Consider the following 26,011-nt stretch of genomic DNA (forward strand, 5'->3'; position numbering starts at 1 on the left):
CTGACGGGCCTGCACCGGGCTGTATCTCCCGGAGGACGACCCGCGGGAATTCTCCCGCGGGTCGTCTTCCGCGTTCGTGTATACCGGGTATGATACCGGGTATACAGATGGACGGGGAGGTCGATCCGATGAGTGTGCGCCATGCTTTGCTCGCCCTGCTGAGCGAGGGACCCAAGTACGGACTGCAGCTGCGGCAGGAGTTCGAGGCGCGGACCGGAGAGGTGTGGCCGCTGAATGTCGGCCAGGTCTATTCCACGATGCAGCGCCTGGAGCGGGACGGGCTGGTGGAGTCCGACCAGGACGAGCCGGGCGAGGCCGGGCCGCAGAAGAGCTACCGCATCACACAGGCAGGCGGCGCGGAGCTGGCCACCTGGCTGCGCACACCGCCCACCGCCGACGCGCCGCCGCGCGACGAGCTGCTGATCAAGGTGCTGGTGGCACTGCGGCTGCCCGGGGTCGACGTGCCCGGGATCCTGCAGGCGCACCGCAGGGCCACCATCGAGCGGATGCAGCAGTACACCCGGCTCAAGGAGCATGCGCAGGACGACCTGTCGCTGCTGCTGGTCGCCGATGCCCAGCTGTACCGCCTGGAGTCGGTGGTCCGCTGGCTGGACGCGGCACAGGCCCGGCTCCGCCACCAGGACCCGGGGCAGCAGGCCGCCGCACCCGCCGTGCCGCAGGCCGCACCCGGGACCGCCGCGACCGCCCCGGCGTCCGCCGCACCGAGCGGAAGGGGGTCGGTCCGGTGACCGCGCCGCTGGAACTGCGCGGGGTGTCCAAGACCTACGGCGAGGGTCCCGCCGCCGTGCGGGCGCTGGCAGGCGCCGACCTGACCGTCACCGCGGGCGAGATGGTCGCCGTGATGGGGCCGAGCGGGTCGGGCAAGTCCACCCTGCTGACCATCGCGGGCAGCCTGGAGGAGCCCACCAGCGGCGAGGTCTTCATCGAGGGCACCGCGCTGTCCGGACTGAGCCGCGACGACCGGGCCAGACTGCGCCGCCGCCATATCGGCTACGTCTTCCAGGACTTCAACCTGCTCGCCGGGCTCACCGCGGTCGAGAACATCACGATGCCGCTGGAGCTGGACGGCGTCAGGACTCGGCAGGCCCGCCGCGCGGGGCTCGCCGCGCTGGAGGAGCTGGGTCTCGCCGACCGCGCCGACAGCTTCCCCGACGAGCTGTCCGGCGGGCAGCGGCAGCGGGTCGCGCTGGCCAGGGCGCTGGTCGGCGAGCGCAGGCTGCTGCTCGCGGACGAACCGACGGGCGCGCTGGACTCGCACAGCGGCGAGGGTGTGATGCGGCTGATCAGGTCCGCCTGCCGCGGTGGCGCCGCCGCCGTGCTGGTCACCCATGACGCCCAACTGGCCTCCTGGGCCGACCGGGTGGTCTTCGTGCGGGACGGCGAGATCGTCGACACCACCAGCCCGCTGGCCGGCCCCGAGTCGCTGCTGTCGGCCGGCGGGCCTGCGTCCGGCGAGGAGGCCCGCTGATGGCCGCCCCCCATCCGCAGGCAGTCCCTGCGGCGGACCGGCGCCCGGGGGTCCCGCTGCTGCCGAAGGGCGCGGGGACGGGCGGGCTGCCCGCCAGGCGTGCCGTGCTGCGCTGGTCGTGGCGGCTGCTGCGCCGCGAAAGGCGCCGTCAGGTGCTGCTGACCGCGCTGATCGCCCTCGTGGTGGGGGCCGCCGTGTGCGGGCTCGCCGCGATGCACGCCTATGTGCAGACGCCGGCCGGCATCTTCGGGTCCGCCGCGCAGCGGCTGCATGTGGACGGCGGTGCGCGCGGCGCCGCACTGCCGGCGGCGGTGGCCGAGGTGCGGGCGCGGCTGGCTCCCGCGGACGTCACCGCGCACCGGCAGGTGCCGGTGCCCGGGTCCGTGAACGGCCTGGACATCCGCGCCGAGGACCCGCACGGGCACTTCACCGCAGGCCGGTTGCGGCTGCTGTCCGGGCGCTATCCGGCCGGCAGCGGCGAAGTGGCCCTCACCCCGTCGGCGGCTGCGCTCTTCCACACCCGTACCGGCGCCGACGTCGTCCTCGGCGGCCAGCGGCTGACGGTGACCGGCATGGTGGAGAACCCCGGGCTGCTCGCCGACACCTTCGCCCTGGCCGCCCCGGGCACCGGAAGCGCCGCCGGGAGCACGGTCGCCGGGCTGCCCGCGGCCTCCGCCGACGTCCTGACCGACGCACCGGCGAGCGCGGTCGACGCGCTGCGCAGATCCTCGCCGGGCGGCGCGCCCGTGGTGAACCAGCAGCGGGACGACTACGGCAGGACCGCGTCCGACACCTTCGTCGTGGCCCTGGCCACGGTGGCCCTGCTGCTGGTCTCCCTGGTGGCCGCCGCGGGCTTCGCCGCCGCGGCCCACCGCAGGCTGCGGCAGATCGGGATGCTCGGCACGATCGGCGCCACCGACCGCCAGCTGCGGTGGGTGCTGCTCGGGCACGGGGCGCTGACCGGCGCCGTCGCGACGGCGTGCGGTGCGGTCCTGGGCGCCGCGGCGTGGATTCCGCTGGCCCCGCGTCTGGAGTCGGCCGCCGAGCACCGCATCGACCGCCTCGACCTGCCCTGGCCGATGCTGGCGCTGCTGCTGGTGATGGGGGTGGCCGCACCGACCGCCGCGGCCTGGTGGCCGGCGCGGGCGATGGCCCGCATCCCCACCGCCCGGGCGCTGTCCGCCCGGCCGCCGCGGCCGCTGCCCGCACGGCAGTCGGTGTGGGCAGCGGCCGCCCTGCTGGCGGCCGGGGCGGGCGCGCTGGTCCCCTCGCACCGCACCAACGGGCTGCTGGTGGTGCTCGGCATCGTCGGCGTGGTGCTGGGCATGCTGCTGCTCAGCGCGCCCGCGGTGCGGATGATGGCCGCGGCGGCAGGGCGTGCGCCCTTCACCACCCGGCTGGCGCTGCGGGACCTGGGCCGGCACCAGGCCCGGTCGGGCGCCGCGCTGGCCGCGATCACCCTGGCGATCGGTGTGCCGGTGGCGATCAGCGTGCTGGCCGCGGCCAGTGAGCACACCGCGGACGGCGGGAACCTGTCGGACCGCCAGGCGATGGTCCGGGTGGGTGCGCACGACACGGTCGTCCCGCTGCTGTCGGACGCCGCCAGGCGCGCCCAGCAGTCCGCCGTCGACCGGTGGGCGGCGTCCGTCGGGGGCAGGGCGACGCCGCTGGAGATGGCGTACGACCCCGCCGTCCCGCACACCACCGCCCGCGGCGGGCTCGAAGGGCAGCCGGTGGCCGAGACCGGCCGCAGGACCGGGGAGAACGTGTGGGCCAGCATCCCGCTCTACGTCGCCACGCCTGACGCGGTGCGGGAGTTCGGCCTCGGCCCGGCGCTCGCGGCGGCACCGGACGCCCGCATCCTGTCCTCGCTCCCCGGTTCCGACGCGCGGCCGCTGGACGTGCTGGGCACCACACGGCGTGGAGGGCCGGGCGAGGACCCGGTCGCGGTGCACGTGCCGGGCAGCGCGTACACCGCGGTGCCGCACGCCTTCCTCACCCAGGCCGCCGTCCGGGAGCAGGGCCTGCGCACCATCGCGGTGGGCTGGCTGGTCACCGCGGGGCAGGGGCTGACCGGTGAGGACCGGGCCGCTGCCCGGGACATGGCGGCGTCCGGCGGCATGTCCACGGAGTTCCGCGACCGGCAGGGCGGGCTGCGTACGGTGCGGCTGGTGTCGGTCGCCGCGGGGGCCGCGCTGGCGCTCGGCGTGCTGGCGATGACGGTGGGCACCCTGCGGGCGGAGTCCGCGGACGACCTGCGCACCCTCACCGCGACCGGCGCCACCTCGGGTGACCGGCGGGCGCTGACCGCCGCGACGGCCGGTGCGCTGGCGCTGGCCGGTACGGTTCTGGGCGCGCTCGGCGCGTATCTGGTGCTGCTGAGCGCCTACAGCGACGACCTCTCGCCGCTGGCCCATGTGCCCGTCGTGCCCTTGCTCATGGCCTTCCCCGGGATACCGCTGCTGGCGGCGGCCACCGGCTGGCTGTCGGCGGGCCGCGAACCGCCGGGGCTGGCGCGGCGGCTGCCGGAGTGAGCCGGCTGTGGCCGCGGCCGACACACCCGGTGCCGCCGCTGTGTCGGCCACGGCCATGCACCACGTGGCAGGGTGGCACCTAAGCTGCTCGGGCCGCACGGACGGCGTGCGGCCTGCGGGGCTGATGCGGGGCGGGGCGGCATGAGGGATTTCACGGACGTCGGTGTCGAGGTGCGGGGCGGCACCCTGGCGGTACGCCACTGGCCGGGGGCGCCGGGCGCCGGCACGGTGCTCGCGGTGCACGGTATCGCGAGCAACGGCCTGTCGTGGGCGGCGGTCGCCGAGGCCCTGGACGGGGTCGAGGTGATCGCGCCCGACCTGCGCGGGCGCGGGCGCAGCGGGGATGTCACCGGCGAGAGCAGCATGGCGGCGCACGCCGACGACCTGCTGGCGGTGCTCGACCACGTCGGGGTGGAGCAGGCGGTGCTCACCGGCCACTCGATGGGCGGCTTCGTCGGCTGCGTCGCCGCGCAGCGCGACCCGCACCGCTACCGGCACCTGGTGCTGGTCGACGGCGGCCTGGGCTTCCCTGTGCCCGCGGACATGGACATCGACCAGGTGCTGCACGCGGTGATCGGCCCGGCGATGGCCAAGCTGGACATGGAGTTCGCCGACCGGGCCGCCTACCACGCCTTCTGGGCGGCGCACCCGGCCTTCGCCGGGCTGGGCGGCGAGGTGGTGCGGGCGTATCTGGACCGTGACCTGGTCGGTGCGGAGCCGCATCTGCGCTCGGCGTGCCGGGCGGCGGCGATCCGCGAGGACGCCGAGGACGAGCTGCGCAATCCCGCGGTCTTCGCCGCGATCCACCACCTGCGGGTCCCCGCCGAGATGCTGTGGGCCGAGCGCGGACTGCGCGACGAGCCGACGGGCCTCTACCCGCCCGAGGTGATCGAGGCCGCCGCCCCCACCACGGTGGCGACGCACTTCGTCCCCGGGGTGAACCACTACTCGATCCTGCTGGGAGCCGCGGGTGCGGCCACCGTGGCGGGGCACCTGCGTGCCGCGGTGGCCTGCGGGTGAGGACGGCCGGTGAGCCGGCGCAGAGGGGCGGGGCGGTCCTGGCGGGCCGCCCCGCCGGCGCGTTCCGCGGCCGGGGTGCCGCCATGGTCCTCGCCGACATGGCGGTGTCCGGGGCTACGTGGTCCGGCCACATGTCCTGCGGGACGCCGCGATCCTACGGTGTGCGCAACCATCCACCGTTCCGGGAGCCGGTCACCATGCGTCGCAGCAGCACATCGAGCACGTCACGAAGCAGATCCGTCCCCGCGCTTGCGCTGCTGGCCTCCGCCGTCCTGCTGGCGGGGCTGACAGCATGCAGCAAGGCGGGGACCGCCGGGAGTTCGCCGGACGGCGGCAAGGGCGGCAGCGCGGCCGTCGACGTCGGCCTGGTCTACTCGCGCAGCGGCCCGCTCGCCGCCTACGGCAAGCAGTACCTGGAGGGCTTCAACGCCGGTCTGGCGTACGCGACCCACGGCACCGGCAAGGCGGCCGGGCACGAGATCCGCGTGACCGAGCAGGACGACGCGGGCGATCCGGCCAAGGCGGTCGCGGAGGCCAAGACGCTGATCGGCAAGGGCACCAAGATCATCGCGGGCACCACGGACTCGGGGGTGTCCCTGCAACTGGCGCCGCTGGCCGCGCAGAACCGCGTGCTGTACATCGCGGGACCCGCCGCGACCGACGCGCTGACCGGCCTGAACGCGTATACCTTCCGCTCGGGGCGGCAGTCGTACCAGGACATCATGACGGCGGGTTCGCTGCTCGGTGACTCGCACGGCAAGAAGGTCGTGGTGCTGACGCAGAACTCGGCCTTCGGCCAGGCCAACGTGGCCGCGGTCAAGGCGGTGCTGGGCGACGGGCAGGGCGCGGCGGTCGACTCGGTGCTGGCGCCGCCGAGCGCGGGCGACCTGACGCCGTTCGCACAGCAGGTCAAGTCCAAGAAACCGGACCTGGTGTTCGTGGCGTGGGCCGGGGCGAGTGCGCCGGCGCTGTGGACGGCGCTCGACCAGCAGGGCGTGGTCGGCTCGACCAAGGTCGTCACGGGCCTTGCCGGCATCGCCTCCTACCCGCTGTTCGGCGCGGCCGGCTCGAAGGTGTCGTTCCTGGCGCACTACTTCCCCGGTGCGGGCAACAACCCGGTGGAGAAGGCGATGCTGGACGGCATCACCAAGGCCGGCGGCACCCCCGACCTGTTCAGCCCTGACGGTTTCACCGCGGCCCAGATGATCGTGCACGCGGTGGAGGCCGGCAGCGCGACCGACCCCACGGCGATGGCCAAGGCGCTGGAGGGCTGGTCTTTCCAGGGTCCCAAGGGCGACGACCAGATCCGCGCGGTGGACCACGCGCTGCTGCAGCCGATGTTCACCGCGACGCTGACCGGGACCGGGGCCGCCGCCAAGCCGCAGCTGGACAGCCGGCTGCCGAAGGACGCGGTCACCCCGCCGTCGAAGCAGATGGCAGGCTGATCCGTGACCCCCGTACTGCGGCTGCGCGGCCTGGGCTGGTCGGTGGGCGGCGCGACCATCGTGGACGAGGTGTCCTTCGATGTGCACGAGGGCGAGTTCCTGGCCTTCATCGGCCCCAACGGCGCGGGCAAGACGTCGCTGTTCAACCTGATCAGCGGGCTCGTGCCGGCCACCCGGGGGTCGATCGGTCTGGACGGCGCCGACGTGACGGCCGAGAGCGTGCCCGCCAGGGCGCGGCGCGGGCTCGGCCGCACCTTCCAGACCTCCAGCCTGTGGCCGGCGATCACGGTCGCAGGGCATGTGCGGCTGGCCGCGCAGGCGGCGGCCGGCGGCTCCTACCGGATCTGGCGGCGGGCCGGCGACCACCGGGAGCGCGTCGGGCGGGTGCTGGAGCGCACCGGTCTTGCGCACCGGGCCGACGTGCCCTCCGCGGAGCTGTCGCACGGCGAGAAGCGGAAGCTGGAGCTGGCGGTGCTGCTGGTGGGCGAGCCGCGGCTGATGCTGCTCGACGAGCCGATGGCCGGGGTGAGCGCGGAGGAGGTGCCCGCGCTGACCGAGCTGATCCGCTCGCTGCACCGCGACGAGGGCAGGACGGTGCTGATGGTGGAGCACCACATGGACGTACTGCTGGGCCTGGCCGACCGGTTGGCGGTGATGCACCACGGCACGCTGCTGGCGCTGGACACACCGCGGGCGGTCACCGCGGACCCGGTGGTGCAGCAGGCCTATCTCGGGGAGGCGCTGTGAGCACGGAACCGCTGCTTGCCGTGCGGGACCTGGCGGTCGTCATCGGCGGCCGGCACATCCTGCACGGCGTGGACCTGGACGTGGCGCCGTCGGGTGTGACCGCGCTGCTGGGCCGCAACGGCGCGGGCAAGACCACGACGGTGCGCGGGGTGCTGGGCCTGGTGCCGCGCACCGGGAGCGTGCGCTTCCTCGGCGAGGAGACCGTACGGCTGCCCACCCATGCGCTGGTGCGCCGCGGTATCGGCTACGCGCCGGAGGACCGCGGGGTCTTCTCGGCGCTGACCGTCGCGGAGAACCTGCGGCTGGCCGAGCGCCCGGGCGCAGGCGAGCCCGCCTATGCGCTGGTGCACGAACTCTTCCCCGAACTGAAGACCCGCGCCCGGCAGTTGGCGGGCACCCTGTCGGGCGGTCAGCAGCAGATGGTGGCCATCGGCCGCACCCTGCTGAACGGCAACCGGCTGATCATCGCCGACGAGCCGACCAAGGGCCTGGCGCCCAAGGTGGTCACCGAGGTGGCGCAGGTGCTGGAGCGGGCCGCGCAGGCCGTGCCGGTGCTGCTGGTCGAGCAGAACCTGGCGATGGTGCGCAGGCTCGCCGAGCACTGCGTGGTCCTCGCCGACGGCCGCACCGCGCACCGCGGCCCCGCAGCGGGCCTGCTCGCCGACCCCGAGGCCACCCGGCGGCTGCTGGGCGTGGGCCGCCGTACCGACGCCGTACCCGAGGAGCACCCGATGGCCCCGCACGACCCCGGGGCTGCCGCAGCGGCAGCCGACAGCGCGAAGGGCGGTGCGTGATGTCGACCGTCGTGCTGCTGGCCGTCACGGGACTGGGCCTGGGCGCCCTGTACTTCCTGGTGGCGGCGGGGCTCTCGCTGATCTTCGGGCTGATGGACGTGCTCAACTTCGCCCACGGGGCGCTGCTGTCGGTCGGAGCGTACGGCACCTGGTGGGCGGCGGACGGGCATCTGCCGGGTGCGGGCTCCGGCGGTCTCGGCTTCGTGCTCGCGGTGTGCTTCGGCACGGCCGTCGGCACGGTGGCCGCCGTGCTGCTCGAACTGGCCCTGATCCGCCCGCTGTACGACCGGCCGCGCGAGCAGGTGCTGGCGACCGTCGGGGTGGGGCTCGCCGTCCCGGCGCTGCTGTCGGCGATCTGGGGACCCGACGCGCGGCCCTTCCCCGGGCCTGCCGCACTGTCGGGCACCTTCGGGCTGCTGGGCGCGCACATCCCGGTGAACCGGCTGGTGCTGATCGGCGCCGCCGCCGCGGTGCTGGTGGCGCTGCGGCTCTTCCTGGGCGGCACCCGGCACGGCCTGGTGGTGCGGGCCGGGGTGGAGGACCGGGCGATGGTCACCGCGCTGGGCATCGACGTGCGCAGGGCCTTCACGCTGGTCTTCGCGATCGGCGGGGCCGCGGCGGCCCTGGGCGGGGCGCTCGGCGGGCTGTACTACGGCTCGGTCGACCCGGGCCAGGGCACCTCGCTGCTGATCTTCGCCTTCGTGGTGGTGGTCATGGGCGGTATGGGCTCGGTTGCCGGTGCCGCGCTGGCCGCGGTCGGGGTGGGCCTGGTCCAGCAGTTCGCCAACTACTACACCGCGTCGGGCCTCGGCGACCTCGCCGTCGTCGTGCTGCTCGCCGCCCTGCTGCTGCTCAAGCCGCGCGGCATCACCGGGAGGCTCGCATGACCACCGCCACGCCCGCCCGCGAGGCGGCCACGGCCGCCGACGCGGCCGCGCCCGCCGGGTCGTTGCAGCGCTACGGCCGCTGGTGGCCGGCCGCGGGGCTGGCCGCGCTGCTCGCCGCGCCCTACAGCTCGCTGCCGCTGCCGGGGCTGCTCGACGGCCCGATCGGCAGTGCGGGCAATCTGCAACTGCTGGCGCTGTGCCTGGTCTTCGGGGCGCTGGCCACCGGGTACGACCTGCTGCTCGGGCGTACGGGGCTGCTCTCCTTCGGGCATGCGCTGTACTTCGCCGCGGGCAGCTACGCCACCGAACTGATCATGGTGGAGGCCGGGCTGCCCTTCGCGGTGGCCGCGGTGCTCGGCCTGTGCTGCGGGATCGCGCTGGCCGCCGCGCTCGGCTCGGTGGCGCTGCGCGTCGGCGGCATCGCCTTCTCGATGGTCACCCTGGCCTTCGCGCAGGCCGGTTCGATCCTGGTGGAGCGCGACCCGGGCGGTGTCACCGGCGGCGAGGAGGGCCGGGCCATCCCGGCGGACAAGCTGCCCGGCTCGCTCGCCGGTATCGGCAACACCGTCAACCTCTACTGGATCGCACTGGCCTACCTGGTGCTGACCCTGGCGGTCGTGCACTGGGCGGTGAACTCCCCCACCGGGCGGGTCTGGGAGGGCATCAAGGAGAACGAGCGCCGGGTGGAGGTGCTGGGCCTGCGGCCCTACGGCTTCAAACTGGTCGCCTTCGTGCTGGCCGGTGCGCTGGCCGCGGTCGGCGGGATCGTGCACCTGCTGCTGACCGGCGGGGCGACCCCGCAGACCACGACGTCGGACTTCACCTTGTCGCTGCTGGTGATGGTGGTCCTCGGCGGTTCCGGTTCGCGCTGGGGGCCGCTGATCGGCGGTGTCCTCTACACCTGGGCCGACCACCGGCTCGGCGACCTGGCGGGCTCGCAGACCGTCTCGGGGCTGCCGTCGGTGCTGCGGGTGCCGCTGTCGCAGCCGCTGTTCCTGCTCGGCGCGCTCTTCGTGGTCACCGTCGTCGCGCTGCCGGGCGGCCTGACCCGGCTGCCGGCCCGGCTGCGCCCCGCCCTGACGGCGCGTCAGCGCAAGACGGCGGTCAGGCTGCGCCCGTAGAGCCGACCGGTGTCCGCGACCACGCTCGTGCCACCGGGTGCGGGCACGATACGCAGCCCGGGGTCCGCGGTCACCGGGCGCAGGCGGCGCCCGCCCAGGTGGACGGTCACGGTGCCGCGTGCGGTCGTCGGGTCGGCGAGCGCCAGCGACGCGGTGCCGTCGCGGGCCTCCCGCAGCAGCACGGAGGCCGGTCCTTCGACGGTGAGGCGGCCGGCCCTGTGGGTGCCCGCGGTGAAGGTGTTGGCCGCGAGCAGGCCGAGCCCGCGGTGGCTGACGGCCTGCACGGAGGTGGTGTTGGCGAGGACCTCCAGCGGGCCGCGGGCGTAGCGGCGCAGTGCCTGCTCGGTGGCGCCGGGGACGATGGCGTAGGCCAGTGCGGTGTGCCGGGCGCCCGGCTCCTGGTGGAAGGCCAGGGTGAAGACCTGCTTGGTGACGGGCGTGTCGGGGTTGGTCAGCCGGACCGCGCGGCGGCTGCGGGTGACGGTGTCGAGTGCGACGGTCGGCTGCGGCTGGTGCGGGTCGAGCAGGACGTAGCCGACCGCGGTGCCCTGCGCCGGGTCGGCATAGCGCAGCCAGGCCAGCGGGGCGGTGCCGGTCCCCGACCAGGGGGCGCCGCCCAGCAGTTGGCCGGTGAGGTCCACCGGGTCGGCGGCGCCGGCGATCCTGGCGTCGGCGGTGGTGGTGACCGCGCGCCCCGCGGAGTCGCCGACGCCGGCCGCGAGCACCACGACCTCGTCGTCGAGCATGAACCAGGACTTCGTGGCGTCGGCGCTGCGGTAGGCGACGAAGTCGGCGGGGAGCTGCCCGGCCTGCTTGGCGGCCCAGGCCGCGTCGGGGGCCAGCACCATCGCCGCGGCGCCGTACGTGCCGAGGACCGCGCCGCCTGACAGGGTGTTGGTGCCCAGCGGGAAGTAGACGTACGCGTTCTGCGACACCGAGGAGGAGGTGAAGCCCGCGGCCGGGTTGTCGTACCACTGGGTGCCGTACAGCTCGGGGACGCTCAGCCTTGTCTCGACGGGGGCGGTGACGCCGGCCAGCCGGTCGGGGGGCACCGCGGTGAAGTAGTCGACGCCGAAGGCCTGCGTCTGGTCCTGCCCCGCGAGGTAGAGGTAGTGGGCGCCGGCGCCCTGGAACCAGGGTGTGAGGTTCTCGCCGCTCATGTACTCGTAGCCGCTGATCCGGGTGGAGCTGCGGGCCAGCGCGAAGGTCCAGCCCGGGCGGCGGTGGACGCTGCGGTCCATGGCGGGGTAGGCGCTGTGCAGGGCCTCGGGGTTGATGTCGCGGGCCGGGACCGCGGGGTCGGCGAGGAGGTCGGCGTAGCGGGCGACGCTGACCGGGGAGACGAAGGCCGCCGGGTCCGGCGGGGTCCTGGTCACCTGCCGCAGGTGCTTGGCGTATCCGGCGAGCGCGGTCGCGGACTCCCCCGTGGCGTAGCCCGACAGGTCCACGACGGCCTCGACGACGGCGGCCACGTCGGCGTATCCGGTGCCGGTCCTGGACACCGCCCGGCCCTTGACGGCCTCCGCCATCCAGCCCTCCACGATCAGCGGCGCGAAGCTGTCGGCGACCCAGCCGGTGACGCCGCCGACAAGGCCGCCGTCACCGGTGGCGTAACCCGTGCCGTCGAGGATCTTGACGGTCTGCACCACCCGGGTGAGCAGCCCGGTGCCGTAGGAGCCGGTGTAGGCGACCGAGGAGTGCTGCAGGAAGGACCCGTCGGCGTAGAAGCCGTCGGTGACGCCGTGCTGGGGTGCGTAGGGGTCGACGGCCGCGTACACGGTCAGCTGGTCGGCGACCGCCTTGCTGATGCGGGCGGTGTCGCCGAGTGCCGCGCCCTGCAGGATGCGGTTGGTGGTGATGTCGGCGAGGTTGGCGCCGGTGTGGAAGCGCGAGTCGAGGTCGACGTCGCCGTCCTTGCCGTTGCGCAGGTAGCCGTCCATGGCGGCGACATAGGTGGCGGTGAGGCCGGGCGCGGCCTGGGCGAGGACGTCGGCGAGCAGGACCAGGGTGCGGCTCGCGTAGCTGGAGATGCCGATCTCCCAGGTGAACCAGTTGCCGTAGTATCCGGCCGCCTGGTCGCCGTAGTAGCCGTCGTAGAGCCAGGTCAGGCCGTCGATGACGCGCTGCTGCACCGCGGTGTCGCCGAGCAGGGCCGAGCCGGGGGCGCGGGTGGCGAGCGCGATCTCGTACAGGTACTGGAAGGACGTGGACAGGTGCGGGTCGCTGCTGCCCAGGCCCACGCCGTGGAAGAGTTCGCCGCTGCCCGCGGTGTCCATCGCGGCGAGCCGGGACCTTGCCGTGGCCTGGAGGGCGGCGAGCTTGCCGGCGACCTCGGGGCGCGCGTTGGACTCGGCGGTGCCGCAGAAGATCGCGGTGACGTTGCCGAGCAGGGTCGCCCGGTCGGTGCCCGCGGTCGCCGTGCCGCCGCCCTCCGCGGCACTGGCGCGGAGGGAGCCGGCCAGGGCCAGCAGGGCGCCGGCCGGGGCGATCGACAGCAGGGCACGACGGGATATCTGCACGGCGGACGCTCCAGGCGGTCGGCGGGCGGCGCCGTGACCGGCGCCCCCCGCATTGAAGCAACCCCGCTCCCACCTGTCACCGGCAATGACACACGTCCCACAGCCCATACCGGGCACTACGGCTACGGCTACGGCTACGGCTACGGCTACGGCTACGGCTACGGCACCACGATCACCGGCCACCGCCCGGTCTTGACCAGCCGGACGCCCGGTGAGCCGAACAGCCGGTGGCGCAGGCCGCGCGAGGCGCCGATCACCACGGTGTCCGCCCGCATCGCGTCGGCGGTCTCGGCCAGCCCGGCGACCACGTCGGCGGCGCGCAGGATGTGGAACTCCCAGCGCGGAGCCGGATGGCCCAGCGTCCCGGCCAGCCCGACGGCCACCCGGTGCCGCAACTGCCTGGCCACCGCCAGGTCGTCGGCGGCCAGCATCCACGACAGGCCGGCCAGCATGGCCGTCGGGTGCACCGGCAGCACGTGCACCATCACCAGCAGCGCGTCCTGCCTGCGGGCGAGCCCGACGGCGTAGGCGGCGGCCCGCCACGAGGAGTCGGAGTCGTCCAGGCCGACCACGACGGTACGGCCGCCACCCCGCGGGGCGGCGGCCCGGTCGACATCCACGGCCTTGCCGTGCCGGCTGCTACGCCGCCGAGCCGTCGGCCGGCTGACCGCCGCCCGCGGCGCTGTCCGCGGCGGGCCTGCCCTCCTCCGGGTCGGCGAAGGCGGCCGCGGTGGTCCGCAGCGGCACCTCCTTGAGCAGCGTGGAGAGCAGCAGCGCGAGCACCAGGACGCCCGCGCCGACCAGGAAGGCCACGTTGATGGCGCCGGTGAAGCCGACCTTGAAGGGGTGGCCGAGCGCCGGGTCGACGTGGTTGAGGAAGGACGTGTCGTTGAGGCTGCCCGAACTGCCCGAGGTGAGCATCTTCAGCTGGTCGGGGTGGGCGGCCGCGGCCTTGTCGAAGGCGGCGGTGCCGCGCGCGTCGGCGTAGGCGGAGCTGATCCGGCTGCCGACGACCGAGTAGACGATGGACAGGAAGACGGCCACTCCCAGGGTGCCGCCCATCTGCCGGAAGAAGGTGGTCGAGGAGGTGGCCACACCGATGTCCCGCGGCGGCACCGCGTTCTGCATGGCCAGCACGATGGTCTGGAAGTTCAGCCCGAGTCCGGCGCCGACGACGAACATCGCGGCGTCCACGTACGGCAGGCTGCTGTCGGCGTCCATCTGCCAGAACATCAGCATGCCCGCGACCAGCAGCACGCAGCCGATGATCGGGAAGACCTTGTAGCGGCCGGTGCGCGAGGTGATCAGGCCCGACGCCATGGACAGCACCATGATGCCGAGCACCAGCGGCAGCGTCAGCAGGCCCGCCTTGGTGGGCGAGTTGCCCTTGACCAGCTGGAGGTAGAGCGGGATCAGGGTGATGCCGCCGAACATCCCGATGCCGATGATCGCGGACTGGGCCGAGCCCAGCGCGAAGACGCCGTTGCGGAACAGCCGCAGCGGCAGCAGCGCCTCGTCCCCCGCCCTGCGCTCGGCCAACAGGAAGCAGACGATGCCGACGGCGCCGACGACGTAGCAGGTCAGTGCGGTACCGCTGCCCCAGCCCCACTCGCGGCCCTGCTCGGCGACGATCAGCAGCGGCACGAGCGCGACGATGAGCGCGGCGGCGCCGAGCGAGTCCACGCGGTGGGCGCGGCGGTCCTGCTTGACGTGCAGCACCTTGGCCACCACGACCAGCGCGGCGATGCCGATCGGCACGTTGACCAGGAAGATCCAGCGCCAGCCGTCGATGCCCAGCAGCGAGTCCTGCCCGGCGAGCGCCCCGCCGATGACCGGGCCGAGCACACTGGAGGTGCCGAAGACGGCCATGAAGTAGCCCTGGTACTTGGCCCGTTCGCGCGGCGGGATGATGTCGCCGATGATCGCGAAGGCCAGCGAGAACAGGCCGCCGGCGCCTATGCCCTGGAAGGCGCGGAAGCCGGCCAGCATGTACATCGAGGTCGACAGCATGCACAGCGCGGACCCGACGACGAAGACCGAGATCGCGAAGAGGAAGAAGGGCTTGCGGCCGTACTGGTCGGAGAGCTTGCCGTACAGCGGGGTCGCGATGGTCGAGGTGATCAGGAAGGAGGTGGTCACCCAGGCCTGTGCGGTCAGGCCGTTGAGGCTCTCGCCGATCTTGTAGATGGCGGTGGAGACCACCGTCTGGTCCAGAGCGGCGAGGAACATCCCCAGCAGCAGACCGGACAGGATGATCATGATCTGCCGGTGGGTGTAGCCCGTCGGGGGTGCGGCGGTGCCGGTCTGCGCGGCGTCTGCTTGGGCGCTCATGGGGACTCTTTCTCCGTAATCTTGCTTGCCCTGGGCAACGATACCGCCGGATGCCGGATGCCCATAGAGCGCGCCCGCACCTGACGACGGCGATCGCGGGCCGGATGCGCACGGCCGCCGGGCGGTGCAGGGCCATCGCGGGCGGCACACGCGGCGGGCATCTTAGGCCAACTCCCCGCATGTACCGCAGGAAAATGCCAGAAGTCCCCGAAAAGGGCTGCACGGAGCGTAACTTGCTCGTCACCGCCCGGCCGGGCGGCCACGCGGCGGCGTGGACCGAGGGGAGCGGTGTGTCCGGGATCGACGAGTGCCTGCTACGGGCGATGGCGCTGCCGGGGGCACGCGGTGCCGCGCTGGTGGAGTGGGTCAGCGGACTCGCCCTCGGGGTGGTCGGCGAGGCGGCGGGCGGCGACCACGAGGTGGTGGCCGCCGAGACCGCGGCATACGCCAGGGCTACCGCGGAGCACCCGGTCTTCACCGCGGACCAGGACGGCCCGGGACCCGCGGCGCAGGAGGTCGTGGTGGTCACCGGCACCGGGTACCACCTGCTGCGGTTCACCGAAGCACCCTACGAGGGCGGGGTGTTCCTCTACCTGTGGCTGGACCGGGAGCAGGCCAACCTCGCCCTGGCCATGCGCGGCCTGCGCGCACTCGCCGAAGGGCTGGTGCTGGTATGAGCCAGGCCGCCGCCCACTCCCCCGTGTCCCCGATGCTGTCGCGGCTCGCGCAGGAGCGCGCCACGGGTGTGCTGATACGGGACACCGGCACGCTCTACCTGGCCGACGGCGAGGTGGTGCACGCCGAGAGCCCCGCGGCGCCCGGCATCGAGGTGCTGCTGACGGCCGGCGGGCGGCTGTCGCCCGAGGCCTTCCAGGAGGCGGTGGCCGCCGCGGGCGCCGAGTGCGCGACCGGCCGCTGGCTGGTCGAGCACCGCAGGCTGGCGGCGGGCGAGTTGGAGATCAGCCGGCTCGGCGCGCTGCACGACGCCGCCTACTTCGTGCTGTCCCCCGGCGCCGGCGGCCAGAGCCGCTTCCGGCACGGGGTGCGCCACTGGTTCGGCTCGCCGGGCGGCGTCCCGGTGGCCGCGGTGGAGGGCGAGGCCCGGCGGCGCCGGCTGCTTCTGGAGTCGCTGTGGCCGCACCCGCGGCTGGACGCGGCGCCGGTGACCGCGGCCAGGACCGCGCTGCGGCCCGGCGCCCGGCCCTTCCTGCCGCGCCGCCAGGCGGCCCTGCTCGGCCTCGCCGACGGAGTGCGCACCCCGTCGGCGATCGCCGCGCTGCTGGGCCGGCCGGCCTTCCACGCGCTGGTGGACGTACGCCGGCTGGCCGCACTCGGGCTGGTCGAGACCCCGCGCGGCAGCGCGCGCACACCAGGCAGGGCGCCTGCCTGGTTCCAGAACATCGGCGACGACCCGGACGCGGCGCTGCTGCGCCGGCTGCGGGTCGCGCTGGAGCGGTTGTGAGACGGGCGCTGCAGCGGCACGCGCTGCGTGCCGAGCGGAGGAGGTCGACGGTGCACGAAGCAGCGGTACGTACCGAGTTGGAAGGGCTGCGAGCGCGGCTGCCGGAGGTGACCGGGGCACTCGCGGCGACCGCCGACGGGCTGCTGCTGGCCGCGGACGCGCCGGACGTGCAGGCCGAGGGCTTCGCGGCGCTGACCGCCGCCGCCCTCGGGGTGGGCCTGCGGCTCACCGAGGGCGCGGGCCAGCAGGCGCTGCGCGAACTGGTGGTCCGCAGCGAGACCGGCTGCGTCGTGCTGCACGCGGCCGGCCGGGACGCGGTCCTCGCGGTGATCGCGGGGCCGCGCGCCAACGTCGGCCGGCTGCACCTGGAGGCCCGCCGCAGCTGCACCCGGCTCGCCGAACTGCTCGGCGCCGCCCACGCGGCACCGGAGGGCGGCGGTGCGCGATGACCGACCAGCCGCCCAGGCCGCGCGCGGGACGGGCCAGGAGCCGCGCGCAGGACCCGGCCGGGGACCGGACCGCGAACCAGACCACACAGCAGACACCGGCGAAGGGAAGCACGAAGATCATGGCCAACACCGAAACCGCGCTCAAGGACGCGATGACCTCCATCGAGGGAGTCATCGGCGTGGCGCTCGTCGACTACACCAGCGGCATGGCGCTGGGCACCCTGGGCGGCGGCAAGGACCTCGACCTGTCGGTGGCCGCCGCGGGCAACACCGACGTCGTGCGCGCCAAGGCCCGCACGATGGAACTGCTCGGGCTCAAGGACGAGATCGAGGACATCCTGATCACCCTGGGCGGGCAGTACCACCTGATCCGGCTGCTGCACGGCCGCGGCAAGTCCGGCCTCTTCCTCTACCTGGCGCTCGACCGCGGCCGGGCGAACCTGGCGATGGCCCGCCACCAGCTCAAGTCCATCGAGAACGACCTGGAGGTGTGACCCGGGGCGGGCGGGACATCCCGCCCGCCCGCCGCCGACTGGTCCATTCGGGTGACCTGCGCACCGGGGCGGCCGGCCGGCGGGCGCCCGCCGTGGTGTGCTGGGCCGTGAAGGACCGTCGGCCACCCGGGCGGGCGAGCCGAGCGCAGAGGGTGTGACGTGGACAGCGGGGCGCAGCAGGCCGAGCCGGAGGACCGCGGACCCGGCGGTCCCGGGCTGCACTGCCTGGTGACCGGGGCGACCGGCTACATCGGCGGCCGACTGGTGCCGGAACTGCTCGACGCGGGGCACCGGGTGCGCTGCCTGGCCCGCACCCCGGTCAAGCTGCGGGACCACCCGTGGGTGGGGCGCACCGAGGTGGTCGCGGGCGACGTGACCGACGAGGCGTCGGTGGCGGACGCGCTGCGCGGGATCGACGTCGCCTACTACCTGGTGCACGCGCTCGGCACCGGCAAGGACTTCGAGCGGACGGACAGGACGGCGGCCCGGATCTTCGGCGAACAGGCGAAGGCGGCCGGGGTGCGCAGGGTCGTCTACCTCGGCGGCCTCACCCCGCGCGGGGTGCCCGCGCGCGAGCTGTCGCCGCACCTGCGCTCGCGCGCCGAGGTCGGCGACATCCTGCTGCGGTGCGGCGTCCCGGCGACCGTGCTGCGGGCCGCGGTCATCATCGGGTCGGGCTCGGCGTCCTTCGAGATGCTGCGCTACCTCACCGAGCGGCTGCCGGTGATGGTCACCCCGCGCTGGGTGGGCACCGCGATCCAGCCGATCGCGGTACGGGACGTGCTGCGCTACCTGGTCGGCAGCGCCACCATGCCGGACAGCGTCAGCCGGGCCTTCGACATCGGCGGCCCCGACGTCCTGACCTACCGCGAGCTGATGCAGCGTTACGCGGCCGTGGCCGGGCTGCCGCGCCGGGTCATCGTGCCCGTACCCGTTCTGACCCCGCGGCTGTCCAGCCACTGGATCGGCCTGGTCACCCCCGTTCCCGCCGCGGTCGCCAAACCGCTGGCGGAGTCGCTGCGGCACGAGGTGGTGTGCGACGAGCACGACATCGCGGGGCTGGTGCCCGACCCGCCGGGCACGCCGATCGGGGTGGACCGGGCGCTGGCACTGGCGCTGCGCCGGGTGCAGGAGGCCCAGGTCAGCACCCGCTGGTCGTCGGCCGCGGTGCCCGGCGCCCCCAGCGACCCGCTGCCCACCGACCCGGACTGGGCGGGCGGCAGCCTGTACTGCGACCGGCGGCAGACCCTGGTCGAGGCGAGCCCGGCGCAGCTGTGGCGGGTGATCGAGGGCATCGGCGGCGAGAACGGCTGGTACTCCTTCCCGCTGGCCTGGTCGGTGCGCGGACTGCTCGACGGGCTGGCCGGCGGGGTGGGATTGCGCAGGGGGAGGCGGGACGCGGCGCGGCTGCGGGTCGGTGACTCGCTTGACTTCTGGCGGGTCGAGGAGATCGAACCCGGCCGGCTGCTGCGGCTGCGCGCCGAGATGCGACTGCCGGGCCTGGCGTGGCTGGAGATGTCCGCCGACCGCGACCCCGAGGGCCGCACCCGCTACCGGCAGCGTGCGCTCTTCCACCCGCGCGGCCTGCTCGGCCACGCCTACTGGTGGGCCGTATCCCCTTTCCATGCCGCGGTCTTCGGCGGCATGACCCGCAACATCGCCCGGGCGGCGGCCCGTTCGTCCGCGGCGGAGGACGCCGGATGAGACGGCGGACCGGCATCGGGGGCGACCGCGCGGGGCGGCGGGCGGGCGACCGCGCGCGGCGGGACATCCGATGTGTCCGTCAGTGGCGGCGAGCGGACGCCGGGGGTGCCGGATGAGGCGGGCGGTGGTGCTCTTCACCGGGGACCTGCGGCTGCACGACCACCCGGCACTGCGGGCCGCAATCGCCGGGGCCGACGAGGTGGTGCCGCTCTTCGTGCTGGACCCGGCGGTGGCACGGGCCGGTTTCGCGGCCCCTGTGCGGCAGGACTTCCTGGCCGGGTGCCTGGCCGACCTGGACGCCGGGCTGCGCGAGCGCGGCGGGCGACTGGTGGTGCGGTCGGGCGAACCGGCCGCGGAGGTGTGCGCGGTGGCGGCGGAGTGCGACGCCGCCGAGGTCCATGTGGCCGCCGCCGACAGCGGTTTCGGGCAGCGCCGCGAGGACCGGCTGCGGGCGGCGCTGGCCGGCGCGGGGCGGCGGCTGCACGTCCACGACACGGTCGTCACGGCGGTGCCGCCGGGTGCGCTGACCCCGCAGGCATCCGACCATTTCGCGGTGTTCACGCCGTACTTCCGGCACTGGTCGGCGCAGCGGCTGCGCGACACGCTGCCGGCGCCGCGCACCGTCCGGGTGCCCGACGCGGTGGGCTCGGCCGGCCTGCCGGAAGGCGGCGCGCGGGGCGCGGGGGAAGGCGCGGCCAGGCGCCGGCTGTCGGCGTGGCTGCGCGGTGGCCTCGGCTCGTACGGCACGGGGCAGGACGACCTGGCCGCCGACGCGACCTCCCGGCTGTCGGCGCACCTGCACTTCGGGACGCTGTCGCCGGTCGAGACGGTGCACCGGGTGCGGTCGGCCGGCGGCCCCGGCGCGGCGGCGTTCGTACGGCAGTTGTGCTGGCGGGACTTCAACCGCCAGGTGCTGGCCGCCAGAACCGGGGCCTCGGTGGCCGACTACCGCACCAGGCAGGACCGTTGGCGTACGGGCAAGGCGGCGGACGCAGACGCCGACGCGTGGCGGGAGGGGCGTACCGGCTACCCCATGGTCGACGCGGCGATGCGGCAGTTGGCGGCCGAGGGCTGGATGCACAACCGCGGGCGGCTGCTGGTGGCGAGCTTCCTGACCAAGACGCTGTACGTCGACTGGCGGGTGGGCGCGCGGCACTTCCTGGACCTGCTGGTGGACGGCGACGTGGCCAACAACCAGCTCAACTGGCAGTGGGTGGCGGGCACCGGCACCGACACGCGCCCCAACCGGGTGCTCAACCCGGTGCTGCAGGCCCGCCGGCACGACCCGGACGGCGAGTACGTCAGGCGCTGGGTCCCGGAGTTGGCGGCGGTGCCGCCGGGTGCCGCAGTGCACGAGCCCTGGAAGCTTCCGGAAAAGTACCGCAAGGGATACCCCGCTCCGGTCCTCGCGCTGTCCGACGGCCTGGCGCGCTTCCGCCGCGCTCGCGGCCTGCACTGACCCCGCCCCCCGGACAAACCGGCAGCATCGGTTCCGTCCTGGGTGTTGACCGCCCGGAATGCAGGCCTTAGGTTGCGACCGCAAGTTGCGTAATCGAGTCCGAAACATTCGGTAGCTCGCTCTGCCGGAACGACGCCGTTCCGCCTGCACGAAGGACCCTGCATGATCAAAATGACCCGCGTTGCCACCGTGGGCGCCGCCGCCGCCGGGCTGATGGCCTTCCTGGTGCCGAACGTCATGGCCAGCTCCCCCGGCCAGCAGCAGGCAGCCGCGCCCGCCAAGGGCGGCTCGCACACCAAGCCCGCCCCCTCGCCCCAGACTTTGCGGGCGCTGGCGGACCGGGCCGGTATCCACATCGGCACCGCAGTGAACGCCGACGCGCTGGCCGGCGAGCCGCAGTACGCCGACCTCGTCGGCGCGCAGTTCAACTCGGTCACGCCCGAGAACGCGATGAAGTGGGACGCCGTCGAGCCCACCCGCGGCACGTACAACTACACCCAGGCCGACCAGCTGGTGGCCTTCGCCAAGGCGCACGGCCAGCTCGTCCGCGGCCACACCCTGGTCTGGCACAACCAGCTGCCGTCCTGGGTGACCGCGGGCGACTTCAGCGCCGACGAGCTGCGCGAGATCCTGCACCAGCACATCACCGCCGAGGTCTCGCACTTCAAGGGCAAGATCTGGCAGTGGGACGTCGTCAACGAGGCCTTCAACGAGGACGGCACGCTGCGCGACAGCATCTGGCTGCAGAAGCTGGGCCCGGGCTACATAGCCGACGCCTTCCGCTGGGCGCACCAGGCCGACCCCAAGGCGATCCTCTTCTACAACGACTACAACATCGACGGCGTCAACCCGAAGAGCAACGCGGTCTACGACCTGGTCTCCTCGCTGCGCAAGCAGGGCGTGCCGATCCAGGGCGTCGGCGACCAGGGCCACCTGGACGTGCAGTACCCGGCGCCGCACGACATCGCCACCAACCTGGCCCGCTTCGACAAGCTCGGCGTGCAGACCGCGATCACCGAGGCGGACGTCCGCATCCCGCTGCCCGCGGACAACACCGAGGTCGAGGCGCAGAACGAGGCCTACCAGACGCTGCTGGAAGGCTGCCTGCTGACCAAGCACTGCACCGACTTCACGGTGTGGGGCTTCACCGACAAGTACTCCTGGGTCCCCGGCACCTTCACCGGTGAGGGCCAGGCCAACATCTACGACGAGAACTACCAGCCCAAGACCGCCTACACGGTGATCAGCCAGGACCTCACCCTGGCCGGCCGCTGACCGGCTCCCCCGCCGGGACCGAACACCCGGTCCCGGCGGGGGCCTCCTCCGTACGGCCCAGCCGCGGGGCCCTCCGGTTGCGGGCAGCGCGGCACCGACCTTGACTCGTCGTGACACCCGGTGGACGGCGAGAGGAGAGGCGTGGTGCTGTCGGCGCGCGGTCTTTTCACGGAGATCCTCGACAACGACGAGTCCTTCCGGCTCTTCTGCTCCATCGCCGCCAGCGGCGAATCGCAGGGCGGCTGGGAGAACGGCAGGATCGCGGCCCTGGTGCCGCCGGGACTGGCGGAGCTGGCCCCCAAGATCGCCCGCCACGGGGCGGACGAGGACAAGCACGGCCGGATCTTCAACGGCCTGCTGCACGGGCGCGGTCTGGAGCCGGCCGACGTCCCCGCGGACACGGACTACACGATGCTGCTGGAGCGGGCCGGCATCGGGCTCGCCCACTCCCGGCTGCGGGCCGACCAGCCGCTCAGCGAGCAGGACATCGTCACCTACCTGGCGCACAGCCGGGTGACCGAGCAGCGGGCCTCCGAGCAGATGGCGCTGCTGCTCAAGCACTTCGCCGACCACCCGGAGATCGGCAGGGCGGTCCGGCAGATCGCCCGCGACGAGGACAACCACCTGGCGTACTGCCACGAGGAGTTGCTGCGGCTGGCGGCCGCCGGGCACGCCCGGCAGATCCACCGCACGCTGCGCGAGTGCGCGATGGCCGAGATCCGCGTCTACCGCGGGGTCAGCCTCGCGGTGATGGCGCACATGGGCGAGATCCTGCACTGGTCGGCGGCCAAGTCGGCGGTGCTGCGCGCCGGCATCCACGCGGTCTACCTCTACGAGCGGGCCGCCGGCTGGCGGCGGATGACGTCGCTGGCCATGCCCGCCCGCCGCAACGCCCTCGGCGGCGGCCCGGTCGCGGCCGAGGCCACCACCTGACCTGGATCCCGCCGCTCATCCCGGCGTCGCCGGTGTACGGGAGACCGACACCGCGCGCGGCGCCGGGATAGCTGTTCGTCAGTTCAGCGAATAAACTAATCACCCCTTTCCTTTGCGGCAAGAGGCGGTCAAGAATCGGTCGAACCGGCCACGCGCCGGGGCGGCTTCGGCAAGCCTGGGGCAGTCTCCCGGCAGTCGGGGGGCCGGGGTCGAGTCATGGGAAGTCGGCGCGTAAGGTGCATCCCCGGCATCCGCAGGCGATCGCCGCCGGTCACCCCGGGCGGCCGCCTACGGCTGCCACCGTACGGTCCACCCTCTCCTACAGCCTTCCTGTGAGTGTCTTGAAGGCCGTTGACCTGCGGTGGAGCGTCTATTAGTTTGCTGAATGAATAAATGGGCCAGAGAGGTTCGCCGGGCGGCGCCCCCTGCGGTGCGCATCGGCGGAGAAAGGTCGCAGCGTGATGAACGGCGGCGGGCAGCCGGCGAGCAAGCAGAGCATGCGCCGGCACAACCTGGCGCTGGTACTGCGTCAGGTCGCCGCCAGTGACAGTGCGTCCCGGGCCACCGTCGCCGCCCGGGTGGGCCTGACCAAGGCCACCGTCTCCTCACTCGTGGAGGAACTGCGGCTGGCCGGCCTCGTCGTCGAGCACGTGCCGGAGAACCAGGGCCGGGTCGGCCGCCCCGGTGGCGCGCTCGCCCTCAACCCGCAGGGCGCAGCCGGCGTCGGCGTGGAGGTCAACGTCGACTACACCGCGGTCTGCGTCGCCGACCTGACCGGCGCACCCCGGGTCCGGCTCACCGAGCACGCCGACAACCGCGGCCGGGACGCCGAGGAGACGCTGCACTCGGCCGGGCGGCTCGCCGCCCGGGCCTGCGCCGCCGCCCGGCGGGCCGGACTGACCCCGGTCCAGGTGACCCTGGGCGTCCCCGGCCTCGTCCACGAGGACAAGGTGCTGCACGCGCCCAACCTGGACTGGCGCCATGTCCCCGCGGGCGAGCTGCTGGTACGGGGCCTGGGCCGGCAGCGGCTCGCGGTGTCGGTGGACAACGAGGCCAACCTGGCGGCCATCGGCGAGTTCCAGGCGCGGCCCGCGGGCGCGGGGGCGAGCTTCCTGTACGTGTCCGGCGAGATCGGCATCGGCGCCGGACTGATGGTGGACGGCACCCTCTTCCGCGGCGGCGGCTTCGCCGGGGAGATCGGGCATGTCACCGTGCTCCCCGACGGGCCCGAGTGCGGCTGCGGCGCGCGCGGCTGCCTGGAGCGCTACGCGGGCCAGGACGCACTGCTGGAGGCCGCCGCGCTGGACTCGGTCAGCGCCACCCGGCTGGGCTCGGCCCCTGCCGCGACGGCCACCGCGACCCGTACCGGCGGCGGTCCTGGCGGGGGTGCCGGGCGCTCCGCGCTGCAGGACCCGCCGGCCGAGGCCGACGCGCCCGTGGAGCGGCTCGCGGCGCTGGCTGCCGAGGGCGACGAGGCCGCGGTCCGGGCGCTCGCGGTGGCCGGCCGGGCGCTGGGCGTGGCGCTGTCCGGTGCGGTGAACCTGCTCGACCCGCCGGAGGTGGTGATCGGCGGGATATACGCCCGCCTGGCGCCCTGGCTGATCCCCAGCCTCCAGGTCCAGTTGCACGAGCGGGTCACCTCGGGCCGCTGGCGGTCCGACCGGCTGCAGGTGTCAGGGCTCGGCACCGAGGCCGCGGTACGTGGCGCGGCGGGCGCCGGGGTGCAGGCGATCCTGCGCGACCCGTCGGCGTACATCGACCTGACCAGCCCGATGCTCTGAAGGATCATCAACTCCCGCCCGGGGCCGTCGAATCAGCCGTCGAAGGAGCGATGCAGGCGGGGCGCACGCGCTCGGTGGCTTGTCTGTGACAACCCTTGACGCTCCGCGCCCTGCCAATTAGTTTTTTGAACCAACGAACCAATTCATCACTCCGCTCGCGGTTTGCGCTGATCAGCGCGCCACGTCGGAGCTGAGGCATCCCCTGACCCCACCACGTACCAGGGGCATGCCCGCATCCCCCCGCAGTGCGTCACACGAGGAGCCGCCATGCGCACGCCCCGCCCACGCACCCGTCTCGCCCTGCTCGCGGCACTGAGCCTGTCCGCGGCAGCCTTACTGACCGCCGCCGCGCCCGCGGCGGACGCCGCCCCCGCACGGGCCTTCGCAGGCCCGGCCGCGGCGGCGCCCTTCAAGGTCCTGGTGTTCTCCAAGACCACCGGCTACCGGCACGACTCCATCCCGGCCGGTATCGCCGCGATCCAGCAGCTCGGCCTGCAGAACAACTTCACCGTCGTCGCCACCGAGGACGACACGCAGTTCACCGACGCCAACCTGGCACAGTACGCGGCCGTGGTCTTCCTGTCGGCGACCGGCGACCCGGTCACCACCCAGTCGGAGAAGGACGCCTTCCAGCGCTACATCGAGAACGGCGGCGGCTACGTGGGCATCCACGCCGCCTCCGACAGCGGCTACAGCTGGTCCTGGTACGGCAGCCTGGTCGGCGCGTACTTCAAGCAGCACCCCGCCATCCAGCCGGCCACCGTCGACGTCGAGGACCACACCCACCCGTCCACGGCGGGCCTGCCGAACTCGTACACCCACACCGACGAGTGGTACGACTTCCAGACCAACCCGCGCTCCGCGGTGCATGTCCTGGCCTCGGTGGACGACAGCTCCTACAGCGGCTCGACGATGGGCGCCGACCACCCCACCACCTGGTGCCACGACTTCGACGGCGGGCGTGCCTGGTACACCGGCATGGGCCACACCATCGAGAGCTACACCGAGCCGAACTTCCTGCACCTGCTGCTCGGCGGCATCCAGACCGCGGCCGGCGCCGTGGCCGCCGACTGCTCGGCCGGCTCCACGCCGCCGCCGGTGGAGCACGGCATCCACCTCAAGGCGCACGCCAACGGCAAGTACGTGACCGCGCCCGGCACCACGCAGCCGCTGATCGCCGGCAGCACGACGGTGGGCACCAACGAGACCTTCGACGAGGTGGACCTGGGCGGCGGCAACATCGCGCTGCGCGCCCATGTCAACAACCAGTTCGTGACCGCAGAGAACGCCGGCGCCCAGCCGCTGATCGCCAACCGGGCTGCGGCGGCCGGCTGGGAGACCTTCCAGCTGATCCACAACTCCGACGGCAGCATCAGCCTCAAGGCCGCGGTCAACGGCAGGTACGTGACCGCGGAGAACGCCGGCGCGGCGGCGCTGATCGCCAACCGCACGGCCATCGGGCCGTGGGAGGAGTTCGACCTCTCCACGAGCTGAGACCGCGGCACCAGGGCAGCACGGCCGCACCCGCCATCCGCAGCCGTGATGACCTGTCATGCCCATGATCAGT

22 protein-coding genes are annotated in these 26,011 nt (G+C 73.9%); 19 read left to right on the top strand and 3 right to left on the bottom strand.

Annotated elements, in window-relative coordinates:
- Positions 1–128: 128 nt before the first annotated feature.
- The 9 genes from JT723_RS19755 to JT723_RS19795 all read left to right on the top strand — a co-directional run bounded on the left by JT723_RS19755 (position 129) and on the right by JT723_RS19795 (position 10,037).
- The gene (locus tag JT723_RS19755; RefSeq protein ID WP_205046035.1) at positions 129–749 is read left to right on the top strand and encodes a PadR family transcriptional regulator; all 621 of its coding nucleotides are present in this window, start codon (positions 129–131) and stop codon (positions 747–749) included.
- Positions 746–1,489, top strand: a complete 744-nt coding sequence (locus JT723_RS19760; RefSeq protein WP_205046036.1) for an ABC transporter ATP-binding protein — start codon at positions 746–748, stop codon at positions 1,487–1,489. The genes JT723_RS19755 and JT723_RS19760 overlap by 4 nt, the downstream gene beginning before the upstream one ends.
- Positions 1,489–4,023 carry an ABC transporter permease gene (locus JT723_RS19765; RefSeq protein WP_205046037.1) on the top strand — a complete coding sequence of 845 codons (2,535 nt, stop codon included), beginning with the start codon at positions 1,489–1,491 and terminating at the stop codon, positions 4,021–4,023. Before JT723_RS19760 ends, JT723_RS19765 begins: the two co-directional genes overlap by 1 nt.
- Before the next feature lie 141 nt (positions 4,024–4,164).
- On the top strand, positions 4,165–5,043 hold the full coding sequence (locus tag JT723_RS19770; RefSeq protein ID WP_205046038.1) for an alpha/beta fold hydrolase: 879 nt from the start codon (positions 4,165–4,167) through the stop codon (positions 5,041–5,043).
- Positions 5,044–5,240: 197 nt separating this feature from the next.
- Positions 5,241–6,488 carry a substrate-binding domain-containing protein gene (locus JT723_RS19775; protein WP_205046039.1) on the top strand — a complete coding sequence of 416 codons (1,248 nt, stop codon included), beginning with the start codon at positions 5,241–5,243 and terminating at the stop codon, positions 6,486–6,488.
- Between the two features lie 3 nt (positions 6,489–6,491).
- The gene (locus JT723_RS19780) at positions 6,492–7,235 is read left to right on the top strand and encodes an ABC transporter ATP-binding protein (RefSeq protein WP_205046040.1); all 744 of its coding nucleotides are present in this window, start codon (positions 6,492–6,494) and stop codon (positions 7,233–7,235) included.
- Positions 7,232–8,029 carry an ABC transporter ATP-binding protein gene (locus JT723_RS19785; protein ID WP_205046041.1) on the top strand — a complete coding sequence of 266 codons (798 nt, stop codon included), beginning with the start codon at positions 7,232–7,234 and terminating at the stop codon, positions 8,027–8,029. The genes JT723_RS19780 and JT723_RS19785 overlap by 4 nt, the downstream gene beginning before the upstream one ends.
- On the top strand, positions 8,029–8,916 hold the full coding sequence (locus JT723_RS19790; RefSeq protein ID WP_205046042.1) for a branched-chain amino acid ABC transporter permease: 888 nt from the start codon (positions 8,029–8,031) through the stop codon (positions 8,914–8,916). The genes JT723_RS19785 and JT723_RS19790 overlap by 1 nt, the downstream gene beginning before the upstream one ends.
- On the top strand, positions 8,913–10,037 hold the full coding sequence (locus JT723_RS19795) for a branched-chain amino acid ABC transporter permease (RefSeq protein ID WP_205046043.1): 1,125 nt from the start codon (positions 8,913–8,915) through the stop codon (positions 10,035–10,037). The genes JT723_RS19790 and JT723_RS19795 overlap by 4 nt, the downstream gene beginning before the upstream one ends.
- Here JT723_RS19795 and JT723_RS19800 read toward each other — a convergent pair.
- The 3 genes from JT723_RS19800 to JT723_RS19810 form a co-directional block, all read right to left on the bottom strand.
- Positions 10,004–12,556, bottom strand: a complete 2,553-nt coding sequence (locus JT723_RS19800) for a polysaccharide lyase family 8 super-sandwich domain-containing protein (RefSeq protein ID WP_205046044.1) — start codon at positions 12,554–12,556, stop codon at positions 10,004–10,006. The two genes, JT723_RS19795 and JT723_RS19800, sit on opposite strands and share 34 nt — an antisense overlap.
- Before the next feature lie 158 nt (positions 12,557–12,714).
- Positions 12,715–13,176 (bottom strand): universal stress protein, encoded by a 462-nt coding sequence (locus JT723_RS19805; protein ID WP_205046045.1) that lies wholly within the window; start codon positions 13,174–13,176, stop codon positions 12,715–12,717.
- Positions 13,177–13,195: 19 nt separating this feature from the next.
- Positions 13,196–14,887, bottom strand: a complete 1,692-nt coding sequence (locus JT723_RS19810; RefSeq protein ID WP_240165891.1) for an MDR family MFS transporter — start codon at positions 14,885–14,887, stop codon at positions 13,196–13,198.
- A 323-nt stretch (positions 14,888–15,210) separates the two neighbouring features.
- Between JT723_RS19810 and JT723_RS19815 the strand changes: the two genes are divergently transcribed.
- The 10 genes from JT723_RS19815 (at position 15,211) to JT723_RS19860 (ending at position 25,938) form a co-directional block, all read left to right on the top strand.
- On the top strand, positions 15,211–15,564 hold the full coding sequence (locus JT723_RS19815) for a hypothetical protein (protein ID WP_240165911.1): 354 nt from the start codon (positions 15,211–15,213) through the stop codon (positions 15,562–15,564).
- Entirely contained in the window at positions 15,561–16,349 is a 789-nt protein-coding gene (locus JT723_RS19820) for a transcriptional regulator (protein ID WP_205046046.1), read from the top strand. The genes JT723_RS19815 and JT723_RS19820 overlap by 4 nt, the downstream gene beginning before the upstream one ends.
- 50 nt (positions 16,350–16,399) lie before the next feature.
- Positions 16,400–16,798, top strand: coding sequence for a roadblock/LC7 domain-containing protein (locus JT723_RS19825; protein ID WP_251513178.1), 399 nt, complete (start codon positions 16,400–16,402; stop codon positions 16,796–16,798).
- A gap of 119 nt (positions 16,799–16,917) precedes the next feature.
- Positions 16,918–17,292: a hypothetical protein gene (locus JT723_RS19830; RefSeq protein WP_205046048.1), complete on the top strand. Its 375-nt coding sequence runs from the start codon at positions 16,918–16,920 to the stop codon at positions 17,290–17,292.
- A gap of 159 nt (positions 17,293–17,451) precedes the next feature.
- Positions 17,452–18,996: an SDR family oxidoreductase gene (locus JT723_RS19835; RefSeq protein ID WP_205046049.1), complete on the top strand. Its 1,545-nt coding sequence runs from the start codon at positions 17,452–17,454 to the stop codon at positions 18,994–18,996.
- 112 nt (positions 18,997–19,108) lie between these two features.
- The gene (locus JT723_RS19840) at positions 19,109–20,455 is read left to right on the top strand and encodes a cryptochrome/photolyase family protein (protein ID WP_205046050.1); all 1,347 of its coding nucleotides are present in this window, start codon (positions 19,109–19,111) and stop codon (positions 20,453–20,455) included.
- Positions 20,456–20,617: 162 nt separating this feature from the next.
- Positions 20,618–21,730, top strand: a complete 1,113-nt coding sequence (locus JT723_RS19845; protein ID WP_205046051.1) for an endo-1,4-beta-xylanase — start codon at positions 20,618–20,620, stop codon at positions 21,728–21,730.
- 144 nt (positions 21,731–21,874) lie between these two features.
- Positions 21,875–22,663, top strand: a complete 789-nt coding sequence (locus tag JT723_RS19850; RefSeq protein WP_205046052.1) for a ferritin family protein — start codon at positions 21,875–21,877, stop codon at positions 22,661–22,663.
- Between the two features lie 461 nt (positions 22,664–23,124).
- Positions 23,125–24,444: an ROK family transcriptional regulator gene (locus JT723_RS19855; RefSeq protein WP_205046053.1), complete on the top strand. Its 1,320-nt coding sequence runs from the start codon at positions 23,125–23,127 to the stop codon at positions 24,442–24,444.
- 267 nt (positions 24,445–24,711) lie between these two features.
- Positions 24,712–25,938: a ThuA domain-containing protein gene (locus JT723_RS19860; RefSeq protein WP_205046054.1), complete on the top strand. Its 1,227-nt coding sequence runs from the start codon at positions 24,712–24,714 to the stop codon at positions 25,936–25,938.
- The last annotated feature ends 73 nt before the right edge of the window (positions 25,939–26,011 follow it).

This window comes from Actinacidiphila bryophytorum, assembly GCF_016916835.1.
In the GTDB taxonomy this organism is placed as follows: domain Bacteria; phylum Actinomycetota; class Actinomycetes; order Streptomycetales; family Streptomycetaceae; genus Actinacidiphila; species Actinacidiphila bryophytorum.